Here is a 19276-nt window from a genome sequence, read left to right as displayed (position 1 = left end):
TCGCTTTGGGTGATATCCACGTAGATTCTCCTTACCGGCCGCGCAGGCCGTCCCTGAGCGTGTTTCGGGTGATTTTTCCGGATTCCGTCTTCGGCAGATCGTCCAGCACGCGAATGTCGACCGGGCACTTGTAGGCCGCCAGTCGCTCGCGGCAAAAGCGCGAGAGCGCGGCAACGTCGATCACGATGCCGGGTTGAGCGGAGACGAAGGCGACCACCGTCTCGCCACGATAGGGATCGGCGGCGCCGACGACGGCTGCTTCGCGCACGCCCGGAAAGCCATAGATCACGTCTTCGACTTCGCGCGGCCAGACCTTGAAGCCGGACGCGGAGATCATGTCCTTCTTGCGATCCACGAGGTAGAACCAGCCGCTCTCGTCAAAGAAGCCGACGTCGCCGCTATGCAGCCAGCCGTTGGTCAGCACCTCGTCGGTTTCCGCCGGCTTCCTCCAGTAGCCGGCCATCACACCTGAGCCACGCACAACCACCTCGCCATGCACGCCGGGTCCCAGCGGGCGGCGCTCGTCGTCGACGACGATCGCATCGGCGCCCGAAGTCGGCCTGCCGATCGACAGCGCGCCTGAGTCAGGATCGACCGGAATCCGACCTTCGTTGGGCGCAAGATGGCTTGCAGAGGTCAGTTCGGTCATTCCATAGGAACTGCGGATCGCCCGTCCAAACCGACTCGCAAAGGCATCGATGACCGAGGGCGCGATCGGCGCGCCGCCGGAATAGATATGTACGAAGCTTTCGAAATGCCGGCTCGTCGCGTCAGCCTGGTTCATCAGCGCGATGTACGCGGTGATGGCACCGACGATGAATGTCGGCCGCCATTCAAGGAAGGCATCGAGCGCGACCTGGGACTGGAAGCGATAGGTCAGCACCATCGCCGCACGCGCGGCAAACGCCGCGACCATCTGGATTTCAAAGCCGGTGATGTGGAACAGCGGCGCGACCCCAAAGATGCGCGACGTGCCGTTCAATTCGAAATGATCGCAACAGATCAACGCGGTCGCCACCAGATTGCGATGCGTGAGCATGGCGCCCTTTGGAACGCCCGTGGTTCCAGAGGTATACAAGAGAAGGGCGATGTCGTCGGAAGTCAGAACTGATGCCGGTGGTGCGGGTGCATTTTCGGCGAAAACCGTCGCCAGCGCCTGGGCCGGCGGAGCTGCGCCCGGCACCGGCAGCACCCGGACGTCGTTTCGAGTCTGGAATTCCCGAGCGCCGGTCCAGAACACCAGCCCGGAATCGACCGAACCGGCGGCCGGAAAAACGTTCTCCCATTGATCGTCGTGGCAGATCACCGCCTTCGGTTCGCAATCCCCGAACAGCTTGCGAAGCTCCGGCGTGCGGTACATCGGGTTGAGGCTGACGACTATGGCCCCGACCTTCCAGGCCGCCACGCTGACGATGACGAACTGCGGCACATTCTGAAGAATGACGGCCACCCGATCGCCGCGCCCGACTCCTTTTTGCGCGAAGCGGGCGGCGAGCCGGTCGCTCAGCCGATCGATATCGGCATAGGTCTGCGTCGCATCGAAATAGAACACCGCCGGCGCCTCGTGCGGCGCGGCACGAAACAGATCGAGCGCCGTCCGCTGTCCAGGATCGGGCGGAGCGACCGACGATTCGCCGAGCCGCGCGCGCAGCCGGCCCGCGGCTTCCTCGTAAGCGCGCGCCCGCGACACAGAATCCAGGCCGACCGTCATCGCCGCTTGCCACCAGTGTCGTAACGATGGCAGCCCCGTCCGGTCCGGCGGCCGCTATGGTCCGCCGCCGCCACCTGGCGCAGCAGGAACCGTGGCAAAAGACGTTCGCCGCCACTACTCATTGGCACTTTTTCCTCGATAGACCGAGCCGAGACGCGCATGCGGAAGCGCGGCACGGCTTGCAAGGGGCGGTTGGGCCGCCCCACTCTCTTTTGCTTGAATAACAACGCGCGTGCGCCGGATGTGGAGGCGCACCAACACCTGTGCAGCTTCGACATCGCGCGCCCGGATCGCGTCCATGATCAGGACATGCTGCGGATCGGAGAACGGAAACCCGTCCTTGGCGTAGGTCTCGCTCACAAACTGCCGCCGGAAATGCTGCGTGCTGTTCCAGAAGCGTTCGACCATCGCGAGCAGTTGCGGCATCCGCGCCCGCGAATAGGTCCGCAGATGGAACTCCCGATCGAGCTGGATATATTCCTCGAGCGTCGTGACCTGCTCAAGTTCGCGCACAATGCGGTCAAGCGTCTCGATATCCTCGTCGGTCAGATTTGGAACGCTTTCGCCGATGGCGAGCGGCTCGACCGCTTCACGGATCTTGTAGATCTCGATCGATTCTTCCGAATTGACGTCCGCAATCCAGGCGCCACGGTTCGGCGCCATCACGACGAGCCCCTCGTTCTCGAGCTGCTTCAGCGCCTCGCGCACGGGAATGCGGCTTGCTCCAAAATGAGCCGCAAGGAGCTCCTGCCGAATCCGCGTGCCCGGCCGCATCTCGCCGCTCAGCACCGCGCTGCGAATCTCGCTTGCGATCCTCTCGCTCATCAGGCGACCGGACTCCGGATCGTCTTCGTTGCCGTCCCGCGTCATGTCCTTCCAATGGGGAGGCCGCTGATAAGGACTCATGAAAGGCCCTCCTTCAATGAATGGCCGCGTACATGATCTTGTCCTCGGTCGCATCAGCCCGAGCCATTTCCTCGACGATACGTCCGCCACGAGCGACCAGGATCCGATCCGAGATAGCCAGAATCTCCGGCAGATAGGAAGAAATAACGACAACCGCCTTGTTCTCGCGCGCCAGCCTGCGAATCGCCTCGTGAATTTGTGGAATGGCGCTCACATCGACACCGCGCGTCGGTTCGTCGAAGATGACCACCGTAGGCTCCTGGGACAGAGACTTTCCCACCACGACTTTCTGCTGGTTGCCGCCGGAATATTCGACAATTTTCAGCGTCCGCTTCAATGCAGAGATCGAGAGCGCCGAGATCCATTGATCGGCGATCCGTTTCATCTCGCGCGTGGAGTAAAGGAACCGCTTGACGCGCGGCGACGACAGATAGCCAAGATAGATATTCTGATCCACCGTCATCGTCTCGAAGAAGCCGTCGACCTTGCGGTCCTCGGTGATATAGGCGATTCCGTCGCGCACCGCCTGCCGCGGCACCCGGTAGCGGACCGGCTTGTCCCGCAGATAGATCATCCCGCCGCGCAGGAAGTTGCGCTTGCGCGCGCCGCTGACGATCTGCGCGATCTCGGAGCGCCCTGCCCCGACCAGCCCGAAGATCCCGACGACTTCTCCGTTGAACACCGAGAACGACATGTTCTTGACGATGCTGCCCATCGTCACGTTCTCGACCGAAAGCACCTTCTTACCGCGGGAGGCATGCGGCTTCGGCGCATCCGGATCAGCCCCGTGGGTCGCGTACTGCGCTGCCGTTTCCTCACGGCCAACCATCATCCGCACGAGTGCGTCCCGCGTGACGTCCTTCGCCGGTACGGTGGCGACCAGCTTGCCATCGCGCAGCACGGTGATGCGATCGGCGATGTTCAATGCCTCTTCCAGTGCATGCGAGATGAAGATGATCCCGGCGCCCTTCTCCTTCAGGGTGTTGAGAAGATGGAACAGATGCTGAGTCTCTTCAGGGGTCAGCGATGCGGTCGGCTCATCGAAGATGAAGACCTGGGCGTTGTGGCGAACCGCACGCACGATTTCGACCATCTGCCGCTTGGCGGTTCCGAGATTCTCCACCAGCACCAGCGGGTCGACGTTGAAGTTCATCGATTGCAGCGACTGGGTCGCCGCAATGTTGATCTTGCTGTAGACCGTGACCCATTTCTCCATACCGAGTTCAAGGTTCTGCGCCACCGTCATCGAGGGGACCAGGCTGGATTCCTGGTAGACCATCGCGACCCCACCCTCGAGCGCTTCCTTTGGCGACGCGAACGAAACCTTGCGTCCCTGGATCAAGTAGTCGCCGGAAGTCAGCACGATCGCACCGGCGATCGCCTTGCAGAGCGTCGATTTCCCCGCGCCGTTCTCCCCCAGCAGCGCGTGGATTTCGCCCGGCCGCAGATCGAAATTGACACCGTCGATCGCGTGCAGACCGCCATAGACCTTGCTGCCGTTGACGATCTGAAGCAGCGGCGTCCCTGCCTGTTGTTCCGCCGGCATGGCGTTCATCCTTCCTGCATGCCGCGACCAGGCGGCAGTTCGACGAGGCAATCGCGTCCCTTGGACACCGCCAGCACACGCGAGCCGATCGGGCGGACGGCGGTTATTCCATGAACCAGACCATCGACCCGGCTGTGCAGCGTCTCGGTCGCCGTGCCCTTGGCGTCGAGCCGGGCGACAAGGCCATAGGAACGCGGCGGGGCCCACGGCTTCTGGATACCAAGTTTCTTGATGCGGCCGATCTGGGTCGGTTCGCGCGGATTGAGGCGGCCATCCAGCGCCGGCCCGATCCAAAGCTCAGGTGGCACCGTCCGCATCATCTCTTCGCAGAATGCCCGCTCGCGCAGGACGAATTCGGTCAATTGCGTGCGCAGCGCAAGGAAGGCCATCCAGACCTCACCGTTCGCGCCTCGGGCAAGACGCGCCGGATAGCCGGTATGATTCTTGACGATCACGCGCTTGTCGTCACCCGCACGTGAAAAGGCGGTCAGGCGGTGGGCCCAGGATTCGGCGACCCAGACCTCCTTGCCGTCACCGGATACGACCAAGCCGAGCGGCCATGCGAGCTTGTCCGCACGCACGCTCGCACTGCCGAGCGAGGAATTGCAGGCGATGAGCCGGCCCGACGGGGCACGGTTCTGCATCAGGTCGGTCAGCCAATGCTCTGCCCGATTGTTTCGCGAGCCGTCGGTCATGTAGATCGCCCCGTCCGGCGCGACCGTCACCGACAACGGGCAGGCAATCTTCTCACCACCGACGCTTTCGAGCTTGCCGGCGATCTCGCCAGTTGGCGAAAGCGCCACCAACCCCACGCCAGAGACGCAGGCGAGCAGCCGGCCGTCCGGCGTGTAGGCAAGCCCGCCGACCGGGCCGTCGAGCGTCGCGAACGCCGTGCGCGTGTTGAAGTCGTCTCCCGTGCAACGCAGGACGCGGTTGCCGGTCGAGACGTAGAGCGCACCGTCCTGCCCGAGCGCGATGTCGTCCGGTCGCTCGATCTCGTCGCCGAGCCGGCGGGCCTGATCGAGCCGCTGGTTCGGCGAGAAGGCGCCGTCGAGCACCGGAATGCCGTGAATTTCCCGGTTCGGGGACAGCACGCGATCGATGATATCGCCAAGCAGAGACATGGCTCAGGCCCCTCCCCAATAGGACTTGTGCGCTTCCCAGGTCGGGTCGGCGTCCTGCAGGCGGATGCGGCCGATGCGGTTGTTCTCCAAGCCCCCGATATAGAGATAGCCCTTGTGTTCACGGACCGACGTGATGGTCGGATGCGAAAGCCCGCCTGGATCCCAGAGCGATTCCGTCACCGCGCCGTTGTCGTCGAACTTGACCACGCAGCCGTAGTTGATGCCCGGACACAGCCACTCGTCCGGCGGGATCTGCTTGACCATGCGGGTGCGGAAAACAGGGTTGCGCATCGCAAGGTCGTAGACCGGCGTGCGCAGGCCGACAAAGGCGAGCCAGTACTTGCCGTCGGAGGCGCGGTTGATGTTGTCGCAATAGCCCGGAAGGTTGTCGATCAGGATTTCGCTGGTGCCCGCCTTCGGGCCGGCGATCCAGAAGCGGTTGATCTGGCATAGCCAGGTGCTCGCCCACAGCACCGACTGACCGTCATGCGAAATGCAGATGCCGTTCGGGAACGTCAGGTTCTTGAGGACCGTCCTGGTGGTGCCGGTCTTCGGATCGTGGCAGATCAGCCGGCCGTTGCCGCGCCCCTCGAAGCCGTCGAGCGCCCAGTCGGTCAGTTCATAGCGGGTCGAGGCCTCGCTGAAATAGATCTTGCCGTCCGGCGCGACGTCGAGATCGTCAGCGAGGTAGAGCCGCGAGTCGTCCTTGAGGCGCGTACGCGTGCGCGTGGTGCGGTCGGTGACCTTGAAGACCGAGCGATCGGGCTTCACGCCGTAAACGCCCATGCCCGCGATGCACACAAGGAGGTTCTGATCCCGATCGAACGCCAACCCGAGCGGCCGGCCGCCGATGCGTGCGAACTCCTCGCGCACGGTATAGTCAGGCGCGAGAAAGCGGATGATCGAGCCGTTGCGGTTGACGGTGTAGAGGTTGTCCTTGCGGTCAAGGATGATGTCTTCCGGGCCCTCGATCATGTTGAGCGCGATCGCTTCCGCGTTCTTCAGGCGATCGTTCTCCGCGAACGGCGTGCCGCTGCCCCGCTCGACCGACGGCGGCGGCTCGAAATCAACCCAGCTTGGGGTGACATAGACCTTTTGCAGCACCTTGCCCTTGTTCTTGACCCACTTCACGTTGAATCCGACCGCAAGCAGCAGGATGATGCCGATGATGGCGGTCGTCAGGTTGCCGGAGATGCCGAGCCGGACCATGCCGCTGGTGAGCATGAAGATGATCGCCGCGCCCATGACGGCGCGCGCGATGGTGCCGCGGCCGCCGGCCAGGCTGATGCCGCCGAGAACCACCGCGGCCAGCGCGTTGATCTCCCAGCCGACGCCGGTGTCGGTGCCCGAGCTGCTCTGCCGCGCGGCATAGAGGATTCCCGCGAGCGCCGCGATCGCGCCCGACATCACATAGGCCGAGAACAGCACGCGCTTGACGTTGACGCCGGCGTGGCGGGCCGCCTTGCGGCTCGACCCGACCGCCATGATGTGGACGCCGGGCTTGATGCGGGTGAGGAAGAAGTGGGTTCCGACCGCAAGCAGGATCAGCACCAGCATATTGAAGGGAATGCCGAGAACCCTCCCCGATCCCATGAAGTCCCAGGTACTGGACCCGCTGTCGATGCTCGCGAGCTCGTTCGTGAACGCGACCGTCACCTTGTTGTAGGCGGCGCGGACAATGATGAGGACGACGAGCGTCGTCAGGAACGGCCGGGTCTTGCCGTAGGCAATCAGGCCGCCGTTGATCGCGCCCATCGCCGCGCCGAACAGGACGACAAGGACGATGGTCACCGGCAGCGGCAGCCCGAGGATGAGATACAGATAGAGCGCGAGGAAGTTCGACATCGCGAACACCGCGCCGACCGACAGGTCGATGCCGCCCGACAGCACGGAGAAGGCCATCGCGACCGCGACCATCCCCTGCTCCGCGAAATTCCGCATCAGTTCCTGCAGGCTGCCCGCCGTCAGGTAGCGCGGGATCATGATGGCGAAGGCCAGGAAAACCGCGATCGTCAGCGTGAATGGAATGATCGGCTCCATCCAGCGCTTCTCAAGCAGTTCGCCCAGGAACAACTGGGGCGAGTGGCGGTGCCAGGCTCGTTGCAGGCTCTTCATCAACAGACTCCGGCGGGCTCGGCGCGGAGCGGCCGAACGGCGGGACGACGCAGGGGATTGGGATCGACAGCTCCGGCTTGCCCGCGCCGCGGTGGGCGCGGGCGCCGAAACGACTTACTTCGCGCCCTTCGGGATGCTGAAGCAGTACATGCGATCATCCTTCGACTTCACCCAGGCGGGGGTCGTGTAATAGGCGATGTTCTTCGCGCCCGGCTTGTCGCCGCTCTGCAACAGCGCAATCACCGCGTCGGCGATGGTCTGGCCCTGCACGTCGGCGCGATACGACAGGTTCGCGGAGAACGCGCCTTGCTCGAGCAGATCGCAATCCGCAGGCTGGCCGTCGCTGGCGACGAACACCTTCACCTTGTCACCCATGTTGGCGGCCTTGATCGCCTGCGCCGCGCCCGCGGTTTGCGGTCCCCAGACGCTGAGGATCCCGCACAGCTTGGGATGCTGCTGCAACACGGTGGTCGTGATATCGCCGGCCTTGTTGGCGTCCCAGCTTGTCGGCTGCGACGACACGACCTTGATCGACGGGTCGGTCTTGAACACCTCCATCGCGCCATTCTTCATGTCGAGCGAATAGGCCGCGGTCGCCTCGCCTTCAAGGATCGCAACCTCGCCGGAGCCCTTGCCGCCGCCACACTGATTGATGACCTCGCGCGCGATCTTGGTGCCGAGATCCTTGGCATCGACGCCGACATAGGCATCGGTCAGGGTATTCGACGCCATGTTGACCTGCACGACATAGATGCCGGCGTCCATCGCACGCTTGAGCTCCTTGGCGAGCAGCGTGACGTTCGGATTTTGCACCACGATCACGTCGGGCTTGTCGTTGATGTAGTCGCTGACGGTCTGAAGCTGGATGTCGGACTTCATGTTGGCGTCGCGGGTGACGAGCTTGATGCCGTAATCGTCGAAACGATCCTTCATCACGCGCGTCCATTCGGATTCCAGAACGCCCATCCAGACCGGCGACCAGGCCACGGTCTTGCCCTTGAGCGACTTGTCGAACTTCTCGCGCAGCTGGTCGCGCGGTCCGGCCGCCTGCGATGGGGCCGCCACCAGTGCGGCGGTTGCCACCATCGCGGCCAGTCCGATGCCGGCGAACGCCCTTCTGTGCACAGCTTTCGTCATGTCAATTCCTCCCCTGTTATGTCGGCCGACTGTTGCGGCCCGTTGGTTGATACAGAGCTTTAATCGCCCTGCTTCGACGTCTCCTCGTCGCGCGGATGCAGCCGGGAATCGAGCAGGATCGCGATCAGCAGCACGACTCCCTTGACGATGTTCTGGGTCTGCACGTCCATGTCCATGATGGTCATGCCGTTCAGCAGCACGCCGATCAGCAATGTTCCGGCGATGACGCTCATCACGTTGCCGCGGCCGCCGACGAGGCTGACGCCGCCGAGCACCACAACCATGATGACGTCGAAAATGATCGTCGATTCCGCGACCTGGAGATGCATCAGCGCCGTCTGCGCGACCATCACGACACCGCCGACATACCCGATCGCGGCGCATAGCGCGTACTCGATCATGGTCAGCGGGCGGGTCGGCAGACCGGTCTGACGCGCGGCGTCGGGATTGTCGCCATGGGCATAGACGAAGCGCCCGATCACGGTGCGCGACAGGAAAAGATGCACCACGACCGCGGTGGCCGCGAAGATCAGGATCGAGATCGGAACGCCGCCCCAGATGTTCCCGCCGAGCCGCAGGAATTCGTCATGCCCCTTGGAAAGATAGACGACATAGTGCTGCACCGCTGTGGTGCGCACGATCCCCAGCACCGCCAGGCTCGACGCCAGCGTCGTCAACAGCGGCGGCATCTCGATCACCGAGATCAGAAACCCGTTCAGGATGCCGATGGCGAACGCCATCACGAAGCCGATCAGCAGCGCGATCGGCGTCGCGTAGCCCGAGTTCATCAGGATGATCGCGATCGCGTTCGAAGCGGCAAAGGAGGCGACTTGCGACAGATCGAGTCCACGTCCGATCACGACGACCGCCATGCCGAGCGCGAGAATGCCGAGTATCGAAATGTTGCGCGCCAGCGCGAACACATTGCCCAGCGTCAGGAAGCCCTTCAGGAAGATCGAAAAAATGACGATCAGGACCGCGCACATCACCAGCACGGCCGTCGTCTGCGTCAATTTCGCCCCGCGCGCGCCCGAACTGCCGGTCACCGGGTCCTCCCAGGATTGATTTTATTGTGGGTGGAAATTGAACAGAATGTATCCAGAAGTCAATCTCCGTATCCAATATTTGGACAGCAACCAGTTCGACCCAAGGATGCGCTTACACCTGAACATCAATTAACTATTTGCAAATACTTAGATATACGCACAATCGGCTGCGCCCAATCGAAGCGCACTTTCCTCAGTTTGATCAGCTTCTTGAAGCCGACGCGTCGATATTGGATACATTTAGGCCTGAGTGCTTGCCGCCTGAGGTCGACTGGGCCTCACAGCGCCATCAGCCGTGGCGAGGGACGAACCGACGACGTAGCGGCGGTCGCTTCCTGGCCAAGGCCTAAAGATCGTGGCGAAAGAGAATGCCGCGACCGCGCGTTGACGCCGTCTTCCCATCGAAGCCGCGCCAGGTGGAAACCCGAGTGACCTGACGGCCGGTTTAAATTCAGTCTCGGCGCGCCCATATGCGTGACAGGTTCGCAAACACTGACGGCACCAGATTGTCCGAGCAATTGTCGATGTTCGATGGGCCCGCCGCAGGACCGGCGGGTCTGCACTACGCGCCGGATTTCATGTCCAAAGCGACCGAGGGCGAACTCATCAGCCACATCCGGGCACTTCCGCTTGCCCCCTTCCAGTTCGGACAGTTCGAAGGCAAGCGCCGCGTGGCTTCGTTCGGTTTCCGGTACGACTATGGGTCGCGCCGACTGGAATGTGCCGAACCGATCCCCTCCTGGTTAAGCGGCATCGTCGCTGCGATCCAATCCTTCGGCGGCGCGTCGACCGAGATCGGGCAGATCCTGTGCACCGAGTATGATCGCGGCGTCGGTATCGGCTGGCACCGCGACAAGCCGCATTTCGACAGGATTGTCGGACTGTCCCTGGGATCCGCATGCAAGTTCCGCTTCCGACGCCGGACGGAAAGCGGATGGGAGCGGTTCACGCTCGATGCGGCGCCCCGATCGCTCTATCTGATGACCGGTGATGCACGGCAGATATGGGAGCACAGCATTCCGCCGGTCGAGGCCCCCAGATATTCGATCACCTTTCGAACCATGGCGCGGGGCGCCAAAGCGTCGCGATGACCTTGGATTGCCGGTTCAACCGCGTATCGCCGCATCAACCCCGATCGAGCGCTACTTCGATCCGACCGGAAGACGCAATCATGAACGGAAGGTGCGACCAACGCCGCGCGAATGGTTGATGGGACGGGGCGGACGAGCTTGGGAAGTTCGTCCGCCGAGAGATCGCGCGCCCCCGGATGTCGATCGCGGGGAACGCATCGGGCGTCTCACGCCGCTTTCGCAGCAGCCTTGTCGGCCGGTGCCGTTTCCATCGCGCGCATATAGAGATCGAGCAGCGATTCGCGCTCGTCGCGCTCATCCTGATCCTGCTTTCGCAGTTTGACGATCTCCTTGAGGATCTTCACGTCGAAACCCTCACCCTTGGCTTCCGAAAACACTTCCTTCTTTTGCTCGTTCAGTTCCTGCAGTTCAGCATCCAGATTCTCGATCCGCTCGATGAAGGAACGAATTTTTCCGCCGGGAATGGTGATGTCAGACATGGTGCCTCTTTGTTGAATGAGGCGGTGAAAATGAAAGCAAAGTGATAACCAATGTCTTAAGCTTCATCGATCCTGTAGCGCATCTACCCCGCGACTTGCCGCGGTATTTCAGATCGCGATCCAGCTGATCACGGCCGCGGCCGACGTCCAGAGCGTCCATCCAAGGCCAAGCAGGGACATCACCGCGGCCGCCATTGCTACGGCCAACAGCAGACCATCTTGCTGCAGGTAAGCGATCGCGATCAGGACGACCACAATCCCGGGAATGACGTTGACCAGAGGCAGGGGCCAGCCCGCCAACAGACCCAACAGGAACACGACCAGCCCAACAAGCCGGTCAGTCACGTCATGGCGCGCGTTCCAGCGCGGCCGGCTGATGTTCTCGATCGCGCGCAGCAGCGGACCCGCCCTGACGGTGAAGCGCTTGAATCGCTTGAAGTCGAACGGCCGCTTCGACAGGAAGCGGGGAAAAGATGGAGCACTGTGCCCCAACATCATCTCGACCGCCGGAAACAGGAGGGCCAGCGTCGCAATTGTGGCCACGCCGGGGACGATCACAAGCAGCCCCAGCAACAGCAGGAGCAGCCCGAACGAGCGCCTGTCCAGATGGCTGAGGAGCCATTCGAGGTCGATGGGGCCGTCAGGTGCTTGCGCGACGAGTTCTTCGAGGAGTTGGGAAGTACGGGTAGGCGCTGAGGGGGGAACGGGCAAATGAAGCATTACCCGGTAACATGGTCGAACTCCGTATCGATTGCAACGAATGCCAGAGGCGCCTAGGAAGCATTGATGGACAACGATTCCGACCAGGCGTGGCACGGCCATGCGCCGAACAGCCCCCTGCCCGCCGGTCGCCGCCGCTGGCCGTGGTTTCTTCTGATCGTCGTCGTCGCCCTTGTCGGCGCCGGCAGCGTCTACGCTTGGCCCGAAGTCGCGGCATTGGTCCCCGCCATAAGCCACGAATCGTCCGGCGGAGCGATGACGACGAGCGACAAGGAGGCGTTGCCAACTCTCCTCGCGGCCCAACAGAAGCTCGAGGAAGACCTCGCCGCACTCGATCGGTCGGTAGCCGACGGCCAGGCGCAGTTGAAGGCCAATACCGACCAGTTGGCGGTCCTGACCTCGAAGGTCGAAGAGTTGCAGCATCTGCCCTCGCCGGCAGCGCCGCCGCCACCTGTTACGGCCGAGGTGCCGCGTGCCCCGATAGCGCCAACTACCCCGCAGCCGAGAAAACCGCCGCCTCGGGCCGCCAAGCCTTCGGGTCCCATTTCGATTGGCGGCGCACCGCTCAATGTCGCGCCCGGCGGCATGGCCCGTTGAGCTCAGAAATGCCCCAAACCGTATTCCGATATTTGGCTTGGGGTTTGATCCTGGGCCTCTTCATCGTCACCGATACAACGCTGGCATTTCGTCCCCACACGTTGATATCGCCAAACGCCGATCGCTTTGCGGCGCTCTTCATTGTCGGAGCCGTCTTTTCGCTCGCCTATCCGAAGCATGTCCTGCCAATCCTGCTGGCACTGCTTGCCGTCATTGTCGGCTTCGAACTCATTCAAAAGCTGCTCGCCGGCAGGCATGGCTACATAAAAGACATATTCGTCAAAGGCGCCGGCTGCTGCGCAGGCGTTGTCGCCGCCACTGCCCTGAGACGCGCGCTTTCAGCAATGTCCAAGCCGACAGGTACCTCCTGACGTCCTGCGCCGCCCTCCTATGGAGCTCAGGCAGCGGCAACCTCGTGGCCTGCCATGACCTCCAGCGCTCTCAGAATAGCGGAATGGTCCCAGCTCTTGCCGCCGAGGGCGGTACAGGCGTTGAACAGCTGCTGGGCGGCGGCAGTGCCTGGCAGCGACAAGCCGAGCGCGCGCGCGCCTTCCAGCGCGAGGTTGAGATCCTTCTGATGCAGCTCAATGCGGAAGCCCGGATCAAAATTGCGCTTCAGCATGCGATCGCCATGCACTTCAAGGATCCGGGACGACGCAAAGCCACCCATCAACGCCTGGCGCACCAGCGCGGGGTCGGCCCCCGCCTTGGAGGCGAACAGCAACGCCTCGCTCACCGCCTCTATGGTCAGCGCCACGATGATCTGGTTCGCAACCTTGGTGGTCTGGCCGTCGCCATTGCCGCCGACATGCGTGACATTCTTCCCCATCGTTTCAAACAGGGGCTTCATCGCATTGAACGCGCGCTCCCGCCCGCCAACCATGATGGTCAGGCTGGCCGCCTTTGCGCCAACTTCGCCGCCGGAGACCGGCGCGTCGAGATAGTCGGCCCCGAGCGCATCGATCCAGCGTGCAAACTCCTTCGTCGCCAGCGGAGAGATCGAGCTCATATCCGTCACGATCATGCCTTTGGAGATGCCCTCCGCGACGCCGCCTTGACCGAACAGCACGGCTTCGACATGCGGAGTGTCCGGTACCATGATGATCACGGCGTCCGCTTCCTGCGCGACCTGCCTGGCAGACTCGCAAGCGATGCCGCCGGCCGCGATCAACTCGGGCGCAACAGGTACGACGTCGTGCAGGAACAGACGATAGCCGGCAGCCAGGAGGTGGCCGGCCATCGGACGTCCCATAGTGCCAAGTCCGATGAATCCGATGTCTTTCATTGTCGCTGCTCCCTGTCAGCCGGGTGAAGGCGTTTTTCCGGCGAGCGACTCTCGGCTCGCGTGAAGAAAACGCGTCAAATAAAATTCCAGAGCTCCGTCCCGATTCAATCGGAACGGAAAACTCTCTAGGTCACGAAAGTCTGTGCGGCGTGCCAGCCGAGGCTTTCGAGCGTGGTCGTCCGCGGCTTGTATTCGCACCCGATCCAGCCTCGATACCCGATGCTGTCGAGATGCTTGAACAGATAGGAGTAGTTGATTTCGCCGGTTCCCGGTTCATAACGGCCCGGATTGTCGGCGAGCTGGACATGCGCGATCCGGGCGAGATGCCTCTGCAGGGTCCGCGCGATATCACCTTCCATAATCTGCATGTGATAGATGTCGTACTGGATGAACAGATTGGATGAGCCAACCTCGGAAATCAGCTGCACAGCCTGTTCCGTACGGCTCAGGAAGAAGCCGGGAATATCGAGCGTATTGATCGGTTCGACCAGGAGCTTGATGCCGTGCTGGGCGAGCGCGTCGGCAGCGAAGCGCAGGTTTGACACGAGGACTTCCTGCAGGTCTGCCCTATCCGTATCGGCTGGCGCGATGCCGACCAGGCAGTTCAGCTGCCGGCAATCCAGCGCCTTTGCATAGTCGATTGCGCGCACCACGCCGTCGCGAAATTCATCGACCCGATTGCGCAGAATCGCAATGCCACGCTCGCCGGCGGCCCAGTTGCCGGCCGGAAGATTATGCAGCACCTGGGTCAGCCCGCAGCGCGCCAATTCCTCGCGCAACGCGCCCTTTTCGAAGTCATAAGGGAAAAGATACTCGACTGCGTTGAAGCCGGCGGCCTTGGCGGCCGCGAACCGATCGAGGAACGGCAGCTCGTTGAAGAGCATGGTGAGGTTGGCGGCAAATTGAGGCACGGGTCGTATCTCCGCTTGAAGTGCTGAAAGATGTCGTCAAGCCGGCAACAATGTGCCGGATCGTGATGCGCTCGGCACGTCATCGAGCGGAAGATCGAGCACCTCCTCGAACTCGACGATGTTGTCGATCTCCGTTCCCATGGCGATATTGGTCACGCGCTCGAGAATGAACTCCACCACCACCGGCACGCGATGCTTCGCCATCAGCTCGCGTGCTGTCGCGAAAGCCGCCTGCGCGTCGTTCGGATCGGTGACCCGGATCGCCTTGCAGCCCAGTCCTTCCGCGACGGTCACGTGGTCGACGCCGTAAACGCCGATCTCGGGCGCGTTGATGTTCTCGAACGAGAGCTGGACGTGATAGTCCATGTCGAAGCCGCGCTGCGCCTGCCGGATCAGCCCGAGATATGAATTGTTCACGACGACGTGGATGTACGGCAGATTGAACTGCGCCCCTACAGCAAGTTCCTCGATCAGGAACTGGAAGTCGTAGTCACCCGACAGCGCGACGATTTCGCGGTCGGGATCGGCGGCGCGCACACCGAGCGCGGCCGGCAGCGTCCAGCCGAGAGGGCCGGCTTGGCCAGCGTTGATCCAGTTGCGCGGATTGTAGACGTTGAGGAACTGCGCGCCCGCGATCTGCGACAATCCGATCACGGTCACGTAGCAGGTGTCGCGGCCAAAGGCCATGTTCATTTCCTCGTAGACGCGCTGGGGCTTGATCGGGATGCTATCGAAGTGGCTCTTGCGCAGCATCGAACGCTTGCGGTCGCGACAGGCGGCGGGCCAGGCTTGCCGATCGCGCAGCCTCCCGGACCTCCGCCACTCCCTGGCGACGCTCACGAACATTTCCAGCGCAGCCTTGGCGTCCGAGACGATACCGAGGTCCGGATTGAAGACCCGTCCGATCTGCGTCGGCTCGATGTCGACATGGACGAATTTGCGGCCCTTCGTGTAGGTCTCGATCGAGCCGGTATGCCGGTTGGCCCAGCGATTTCCGATGCCGAGCACGAAATCGGATTCGAGCATCGTGGCGTTGGCGTAGCGATGGCTGGTCTGCAAGCCGACCATGCCTGCCATCAGCGCATGATCGTCAGGAATAGCGCCCCACGCCATCAGCGTCGGAACCACCGGAACGTTGACCGCTTCGGCGAAGGCGACCAGCAGCTCGGATGCATCGGCGTTGATCACGCCGCCGCCGGCCACAATCAGCGGCCGCTCCGCGGCGTTCAGCATCTCGAGCGCCTTCTCGATCTGCTTGCGCGTCGCCGTCGGCTTGTAGACCGGCAGCGGTGAATAGGTCTCGTCATCGAACTCGATCTCGGCCAGTTGCACATCGAGCGGAAGATCGATCAGCACCGGTCCCGGCCGTCCCGACCGCATGACATGGAAAGCCTGGCTGAACACGCGCGGCACCAGCGCCGGCTCGCGCACGGTGACGGCCCATTTCGTCACCGGCTTTGCGATCGCCTCGATGTCGACGGCCTGGAAGTCCTCCTTGTAGAGCCGCGCCCGCGGCGCCTGGCCGGTGATGCAGAGGATCGGAATCGAATCCGCGATCGCCGAATAGAGGCCGGTGATCATGTCGGTGCCGGCGGGACCCGATGTGCCGATGCAGACGCCGATATTGCCCGCCTTCGCCCTGGTATAGCCTTCCGCCATATGCGAGGCGCCTTCGACGTGCCGTGCCAGGATATGACTGATCGAGCCGTTGCGCTTCAGTGCGGAGTAAAGCGGATTGATCGCCGCGCCGGGAACGCCGAATGCGCACGTGATCCCTTCGCGTTGGAGAATGCGCACTGCTGCATCGACTGCTCGCATCTTCATGTGATGATCCCGCTTCGCTATGAGTTGGCCTGAGCAGGATCATCAGGCCCGCGAGCATCGATCTCAACGCAATCGATTGGAATTTCCGCGCTGTGGCAACGCTCGCGATTTCTTGCGCGTCTTCAAACGATTAGCGTCAGCGTAGAAATGGAAATTGTTGCGGACGGAATTGCAGCCAGCCTTACGCCTGCGCTTGCTGCGTGCGGTTTCCACGAAGTTCGGCCGTGAGTTCGGCTGCGATCCGGTGCACGATCGTACCGATCTCGGGCAAGCGTTCGTTCGTCAGCCTGTCCGCCATGCCGGATACCGAGATTGCGGCATATGGCTCGTTGCAATCGTTGAAGACGACGGCGGCCACGCAACGCAGGCCGAGGCGCGCCTCTTCATCATCCACCGCATAACCCAGACGCCGCACGTTCTCCAATTCCTTGAACAGCTCGCCGGGCCGCACGATCGATTTTTCCGTCAGCCGCGGCATGCCCTGACGACGAATGATCGCATTGACGTCGGCGTCGGAATAGGTAGCCAGCACCGCCTTCCCCACTCCGGAGGCGATCATTGCGACGCGCCCGCCGACCTTGGTCAGCGAGCGCATGATCTCCCGGCTTTCAATGCGGGACACGACGATGATGGATTCGTCATCGACCACCGCAAGATTGGCCGTTTCCCGGGTCTGGTCGCGCAGCTTGCGCAGATAAGGCAGCGCCTGCGCAGCAAAATTCCGACGGCGCACAAAGGTCGAGCCGACCACGAAGCTTTGCGCGCCGATGTGCCACTTGGATTCGTCGCGGTCGAACTGAACGAACCTGCGGTTCTCGAGCGTGGTCAGCAGCCGATGTACGGTCGAGGGCGACAGGCCGGTGCGGATCGCCAGATCGGTCAGCCGATAGCCTTCATCATCCTCTGCAAGTGTCTCCAGGATTTGCATGGCGCGATCAACGGACTGAACGCCGCCGTCGCGCGCGTCCGGCTCGGGCTGCGCGCGAAGATCGGGATCGGACGGCTTGCGTCGGATCGGCTCTCTTTTCATCACGACCTGCCCCTAACCGGTTGCGGTTCAGAACGAAATTGCTCGTCGAGAACGAGCGCCATAATTGGCATATGGCATACCAAAATGCCCTGAAGTCAAGGGCCAGCACTCGCGAATAGGTCAGTATTTTTGCCATTATTCTTAGCAAATGGCTCGATTCTTTTGTTTGACATCTGGGATAATGTATACCACGATCATTTCACAGCGACCCAGTCAAGCAACCGGGAGGACGATGCCATGTACGTCGGGGACATCCTTCGCGCCAACAATGCGCACGTGGTGACGATCGGCTCGAACGAAACCGTGAGCATTGCAGCGAACCTGATGTACGCGAGCAATGTCGGCGCCCTCGTGGTCAGGAACGCCTCGCGCAGCAAGGACGCCGCCGTGATCGGAATGTTCAGCGAGCGCGACGTCGTTGCTGTGATCGCCGAGCGCGGCACCAATGGTCTTGCGATGAAAGTCGCGCAGTTCATCTCGCCGCGGCCGCTGCTGTCCTGCAATTCGCAAGATGCGCTCACGGATGTCGAGCGCCTCATGGCCCGTCATGGGATCCGCTATGTCCCCGTCATCGACAACGGCCGGCTCGTCGGCGTCGTGAGCATGCGGGACATCACCCTTGCTTACGAGGAAGCCGCCTGCGCGGCCTGACAGGCTTACCCAAGGCCATTGCTACTCGGTTCGAGCCGCTGCGGCTCCTGCTGTGTCCCCACTTTGCTTGCGAGGATCTGATGAGAATCTGCATCTACGGCGCCGGTGCGATCGGCGGCTATCTCGGTGTCGAATTTATGCGCGCTGGTGCCGATGTCAGCCTGGTCGCGCGGGGTGCGCATCTCGCCGCAATGCGGCAGAACGGCCTGAAGCTCCTGATCGGCGACGAGGAGCGTGTCGTGCATCCTCGCTGTACCGATAACCCCGCCGAACTCGGCGAGCAGGATTACGTCATCATCTGCCTCAAGGCGCATTCGATCACCGGGGTCATCGAGCCGATGCGGCCGCTGCTCGGCGATCGGACCCGCATCGTCACCGCCGTTAACGGCATTCCCTATTGGTATTTCCACAAGCACGGCGGACGGCACGAAGGATCGACGCTCGAGAGCATCGATCCTGGCGGTCGGCAGTGGAACGAGCTGGGCCCCGAACGCGCAATCGGCTGCGTGGTGTACCCCGCCACCGAAATCGAGGCGCCCGGCGTGATCCGCCATGTCTACGGAAACAACTTTCCGCTGGGCGAGCCCTCCGGCGAGATCACATCCGACGTCCAGAAACTTTCCGAGCTGTTCGTGGCCGCGGGCATGAAAGCGCCGGTCCTCGACCGCATTCGCGACGAGATTTGGCTCAAGCTGTGGGGCAACGTCTGTTTCAACCCGATCAGCGCCCTCACCCACGCGACCCTCGACGTGATCTGCAGCAATCCCGGCACGCGCGCGCTGTCACGGGCGATCATGCTGGAGGCCCAGGCGATCGCGGAAAGCCTCGGCGTCAAGTTCCGCGTCGATGTCGAACGCCGCATCGAAGGTGCGCGCAAGGTTGGCGCACACAAGACCTCGATGCTGCAGGATCTCGAGCGCGGACGTCCGGTCGAGATCGATCCGTTGATCACCGTGGTGCAGGAGATGGGCCGGATGACTGATATCGCGACGCCCGCCCTCGATGCGGTGCTGGCGCTGGTCGCGCAGCGCACCAGGCTGGCCGGCCTCTATGACGGGGCGGCCGGCGCCGCAGCAGCAGAAACGCTGGCGGTGGCGTGATCC

Annotated in this window: 18 protein-coding genes; 5 read left to right on the top strand and 13 right to left on the bottom strand. The window is 62.6% G+C overall.

Translation table 11 applies throughout. From position 1 onward, the window contains the following. Positions 1–31 precede the first annotated feature (31 nt). The 7 genes from QA639_RS17585 to QA639_RS17555 form a co-directional block, all read right to left on the bottom strand. Entirely contained in the window at positions 32–1711 is a 1680-nt protein-coding gene (locus QA639_RS17585) for an AMP-binding protein (RefSeq protein ID WP_157341836.1), read from the bottom strand. 114 nt (positions 1712–1825) lie between these two features. Continuing rightward, positions 1826–2485: a GntR family transcriptional regulator gene (locus QA639_RS17580; RefSeq protein WP_233285872.1), complete on the bottom strand. Its 660-nt coding sequence runs from the start codon at positions 2483–2485 to the stop codon at positions 1826–1828. A gap of 145 nt (positions 2486–2630) precedes the next feature. Further along, positions 2631–4172: a sugar ABC transporter ATP-binding protein gene (locus QA639_RS17575; RefSeq protein WP_051376137.1), complete on the bottom strand. Its 1542-nt coding sequence runs from the start codon at positions 4170–4172 to the stop codon at positions 2631–2633. Further along, positions 4169–5287 carry an SMP-30/gluconolactonase/LRE family protein gene (locus QA639_RS17570; protein WP_157341839.1) on the bottom strand — a complete coding sequence of 373 codons (1119 nt, stop codon included), beginning with the start codon at positions 5285–5287 and terminating at the stop codon, positions 4169–4171. The genes QA639_RS17575 and QA639_RS17570 overlap by 4 nt, the downstream gene beginning before the upstream one ends. A gap of 3 nt (positions 5288–5290) precedes the next feature. Further along, positions 5291–7402: an ABC transporter permease gene (locus QA639_RS17565; protein WP_157341841.1), complete on the bottom strand. Its 2112-nt coding sequence runs from the start codon at positions 7400–7402 to the stop codon at positions 5291–5293. A 114-nt stretch (positions 7403–7516) separates the two neighbouring features. Next, the gene (locus tag QA639_RS17560) at positions 7517–8539 is read right to left on the bottom strand and encodes a sugar ABC transporter substrate-binding protein (RefSeq protein WP_028334112.1); all 1023 of its coding nucleotides are present in this window, start codon (positions 8537–8539) and stop codon (positions 7517–7519) included. Positions 8540–8598: 59 nt separating this feature from the next. Then, positions 8599–9585, bottom strand: coding sequence for an ABC transporter permease (locus QA639_RS17555; protein ID WP_283090330.1), 987 nt, complete (start codon positions 9583–9585; stop codon positions 8599–8601). A 506-nt stretch (positions 9586–10091) separates the two neighbouring features. Here QA639_RS17555 and QA639_RS17550 point away from each other — a divergent pair. Beyond that, entirely contained in the window at positions 10092–10676 is a 585-nt protein-coding gene (locus tag QA639_RS17550) for an alpha-ketoglutarate-dependent dioxygenase AlkB (RefSeq protein ID WP_346283734.1), read from the top strand. A 206-nt stretch (positions 10677–10882) separates the two neighbouring features. Here QA639_RS17550 and QA639_RS17545 read toward each other — a convergent pair whose 3' ends face one another. Both QA639_RS17545 and QA639_RS17540 read right to left on the bottom strand, forming a co-directional pair. Next, a complete protein-coding gene (locus tag QA639_RS17545) occupies positions 10883–11155 on the bottom strand; it encodes a DUF2312 domain-containing protein (protein ID WP_016842183.1) in 273 nt (90 codons plus the stop codon). A gap of 108 nt (positions 11156–11263) precedes the next feature. Further along, entirely contained in the window at positions 11264–11875 is a 612-nt protein-coding gene (locus QA639_RS17540; RefSeq protein WP_028334109.1) for an exopolysaccharide biosynthesis protein, read from the bottom strand. A gap of 66 nt (positions 11876–11941) precedes the next feature. Between QA639_RS17540 and QA639_RS17535 the strand changes: the two genes are divergently transcribed. After that, positions 11942–12472, top strand: a complete 531-nt coding sequence (locus QA639_RS17535; protein WP_283090329.1) for a hypothetical protein — start codon at positions 11942–11944, stop codon at positions 12470–12472. 8 nt (positions 12473–12480) lie between these two features. Next, entirely contained in the window at positions 12481–12843 is a 363-nt protein-coding gene (locus QA639_RS17530; RefSeq protein WP_063779950.1) for a hypothetical protein, read from the top strand. A 26-nt stretch (positions 12844–12869) separates the two neighbouring features. On the opposite strand, the gene QA639_RS17525 is transcribed toward QA639_RS17530, so the two are convergent. The 4 genes from QA639_RS17525 to QA639_RS17510 form a co-directional block, all read right to left on the bottom strand. Beyond that, positions 12870–13757, bottom strand: coding sequence for a 2-hydroxy-3-oxopropionate reductase (locus QA639_RS17525; RefSeq protein WP_028334108.1), 888 nt, complete (start codon positions 13755–13757; stop codon positions 12870–12872). Between the two features lie 125 nt (positions 13758–13882). Then, positions 13883–14668: a hydroxypyruvate isomerase gene (hyi, locus tag QA639_RS17520; RefSeq protein ID WP_283090328.1), complete on the bottom strand. Its 786-nt coding sequence runs from the start codon at positions 14666–14668 to the stop codon at positions 13883–13885. 36 nt (positions 14669–14704) lie between these two features. Next, entirely contained in the window at positions 14705–16492 is a 1788-nt protein-coding gene (gene gcl, locus QA639_RS17515) for a glyoxylate carboligase (RefSeq protein ID WP_283090327.1), read from the bottom strand. A 181-nt stretch (positions 16493–16673) separates the two neighbouring features. Further along, complete coding sequence (locus tag QA639_RS17510) at positions 16674–17522, bottom strand: IclR family transcriptional regulator (RefSeq protein WP_028334105.1); 849 nt, start codon at positions 17520–17522, stop codon at positions 16674–16676. Between the two features lie 237 nt (positions 17523–17759). On the opposite strand from QA639_RS17510, the gene QA639_RS17505 reads away from it, so the two are divergent. Together QA639_RS17505 and QA639_RS17500 are read left to right on the top strand one after the other, a co-directional pair. Beyond that, positions 17760–18173: a CBS domain-containing protein gene (locus QA639_RS17505; protein WP_028334104.1), complete on the top strand. Its 414-nt coding sequence runs from the start codon at positions 17760–17762 to the stop codon at positions 18171–18173. A gap of 80 nt (positions 18174–18253) precedes the next feature. Next, positions 18254–19273: a 2-dehydropantoate 2-reductase gene (locus tag QA639_RS17500; protein ID WP_028334103.1), complete on the top strand. Its 1020-nt coding sequence runs from the start codon at positions 18254–18256 to the stop codon at positions 19271–19273. Positions 19274–19276 lie beyond the last annotated feature (3 nt).

The organism is Bradyrhizobium pachyrhizi, assembly GCF_029714545.1.
GTDB classification, from domain to species: Bacteria; Pseudomonadota; Alphaproteobacteria; order Rhizobiales; family Xanthobacteraceae; genus Bradyrhizobium; species Bradyrhizobium pachyrhizi.
The sequence above is the reverse complement of the archived record's forward strand: the minus strand, read 5'-3'. Positions and strand labels throughout refer to the sequence as shown.

Bases quoted from the DNA above. Each gene is read 5' to 3' on its own strand.
- QA639_RS17585 (WP_157341836.1), bottom strand. From the start codon at position 1,711: ATGACGGTCGGCCTGGATTCTGTGTCGCGGGCGCGCGCTTACGAGGAA.
- QA639_RS17580 (WP_233285872.1), bottom strand. From the start codon at position 2,485: ATGCGGCCGGGCACGCGGATTCGGCAGGAGCTCCTTGCGGCTCATTTT.
- QA639_RS17575 (WP_051376137.1), bottom strand. From the start codon at position 4,172: ATGAACGCCATGCCGGCGGAACAACAGGCAGGGACGCCGCTGCTTCAG.
- QA639_RS17570 (WP_157341839.1), bottom strand. From the start codon at position 5,287: ATGTCTCTGCTTGGCGATATCATCGATCGCGTGCTGTCCCCGAACCGG.
- QA639_RS17565 (WP_157341841.1), bottom strand. From the start codon at position 7,402: ATGAAGAGCCTGCAACGAGCCTGGCACCGCCACTCGCCCCAGTTGTTC.
- QA639_RS17560 (WP_028334112.1), bottom strand. From the start codon at position 8,539: ATGACGAAAGCTGTGCACAGAAGGGCGTTCGCCGGCATCGGACTGGCC.
- QA639_RS17545 (WP_016842183.1), bottom strand. From the start codon at position 11,155: ATGTCTGACATCACCATTCCCGGCGGAAAAATTCGTTCCTTCATCGAG.
- QA639_RS17540 (WP_028334109.1), bottom strand. From the start codon at position 11,875: ATGCTTCATTTGCCCGTTCCCCCCTCAGCGCCTACCCGTACTTCCCAA.
- QA639_RS17535 (WP_283090329.1), top strand. From the start codon at position 11,942: ATGGACAACGATTCCGACCAGGCGTGGCACGGCCATGCGCCGAACAGC.
- QA639_RS17530 (WP_063779950.1), top strand. From the start codon at position 12,481: ATGCCCCAAACCGTATTCCGATATTTGGCTTGGGGTTTGATCCTGGGC.
- QA639_RS17525 (WP_028334108.1), bottom strand. From the start codon at position 13,757: ATGAAAGACATCGGATTCATCGGACTTGGCACTATGGGACGTCCGATG.
- gcl (WP_283090327.1), bottom strand. From the start codon at position 16,492: ATGAAGATGCGAGCAGTCGATGCAGCAGTGCGCATTCTCCAACGCGAA.
- QA639_RS17510 (WP_028334105.1), bottom strand. From the start codon at position 17,522: ATGAAAAGAGAGCCGATCCGACGCAAGCCGTCCGATCCCGATCTTCGC.
- QA639_RS17505 (WP_028334104.1), top strand. From the start codon at position 17,760: ATGTACGTCGGGGACATCCTTCGCGCCAACAATGCGCACGTGGTGACG.
- QA639_RS17500 (WP_028334103.1), top strand. From the start codon at position 18,254: ATGAGAATCTGCATCTACGGCGCCGGTGCGATCGGCGGCTATCTCGGT.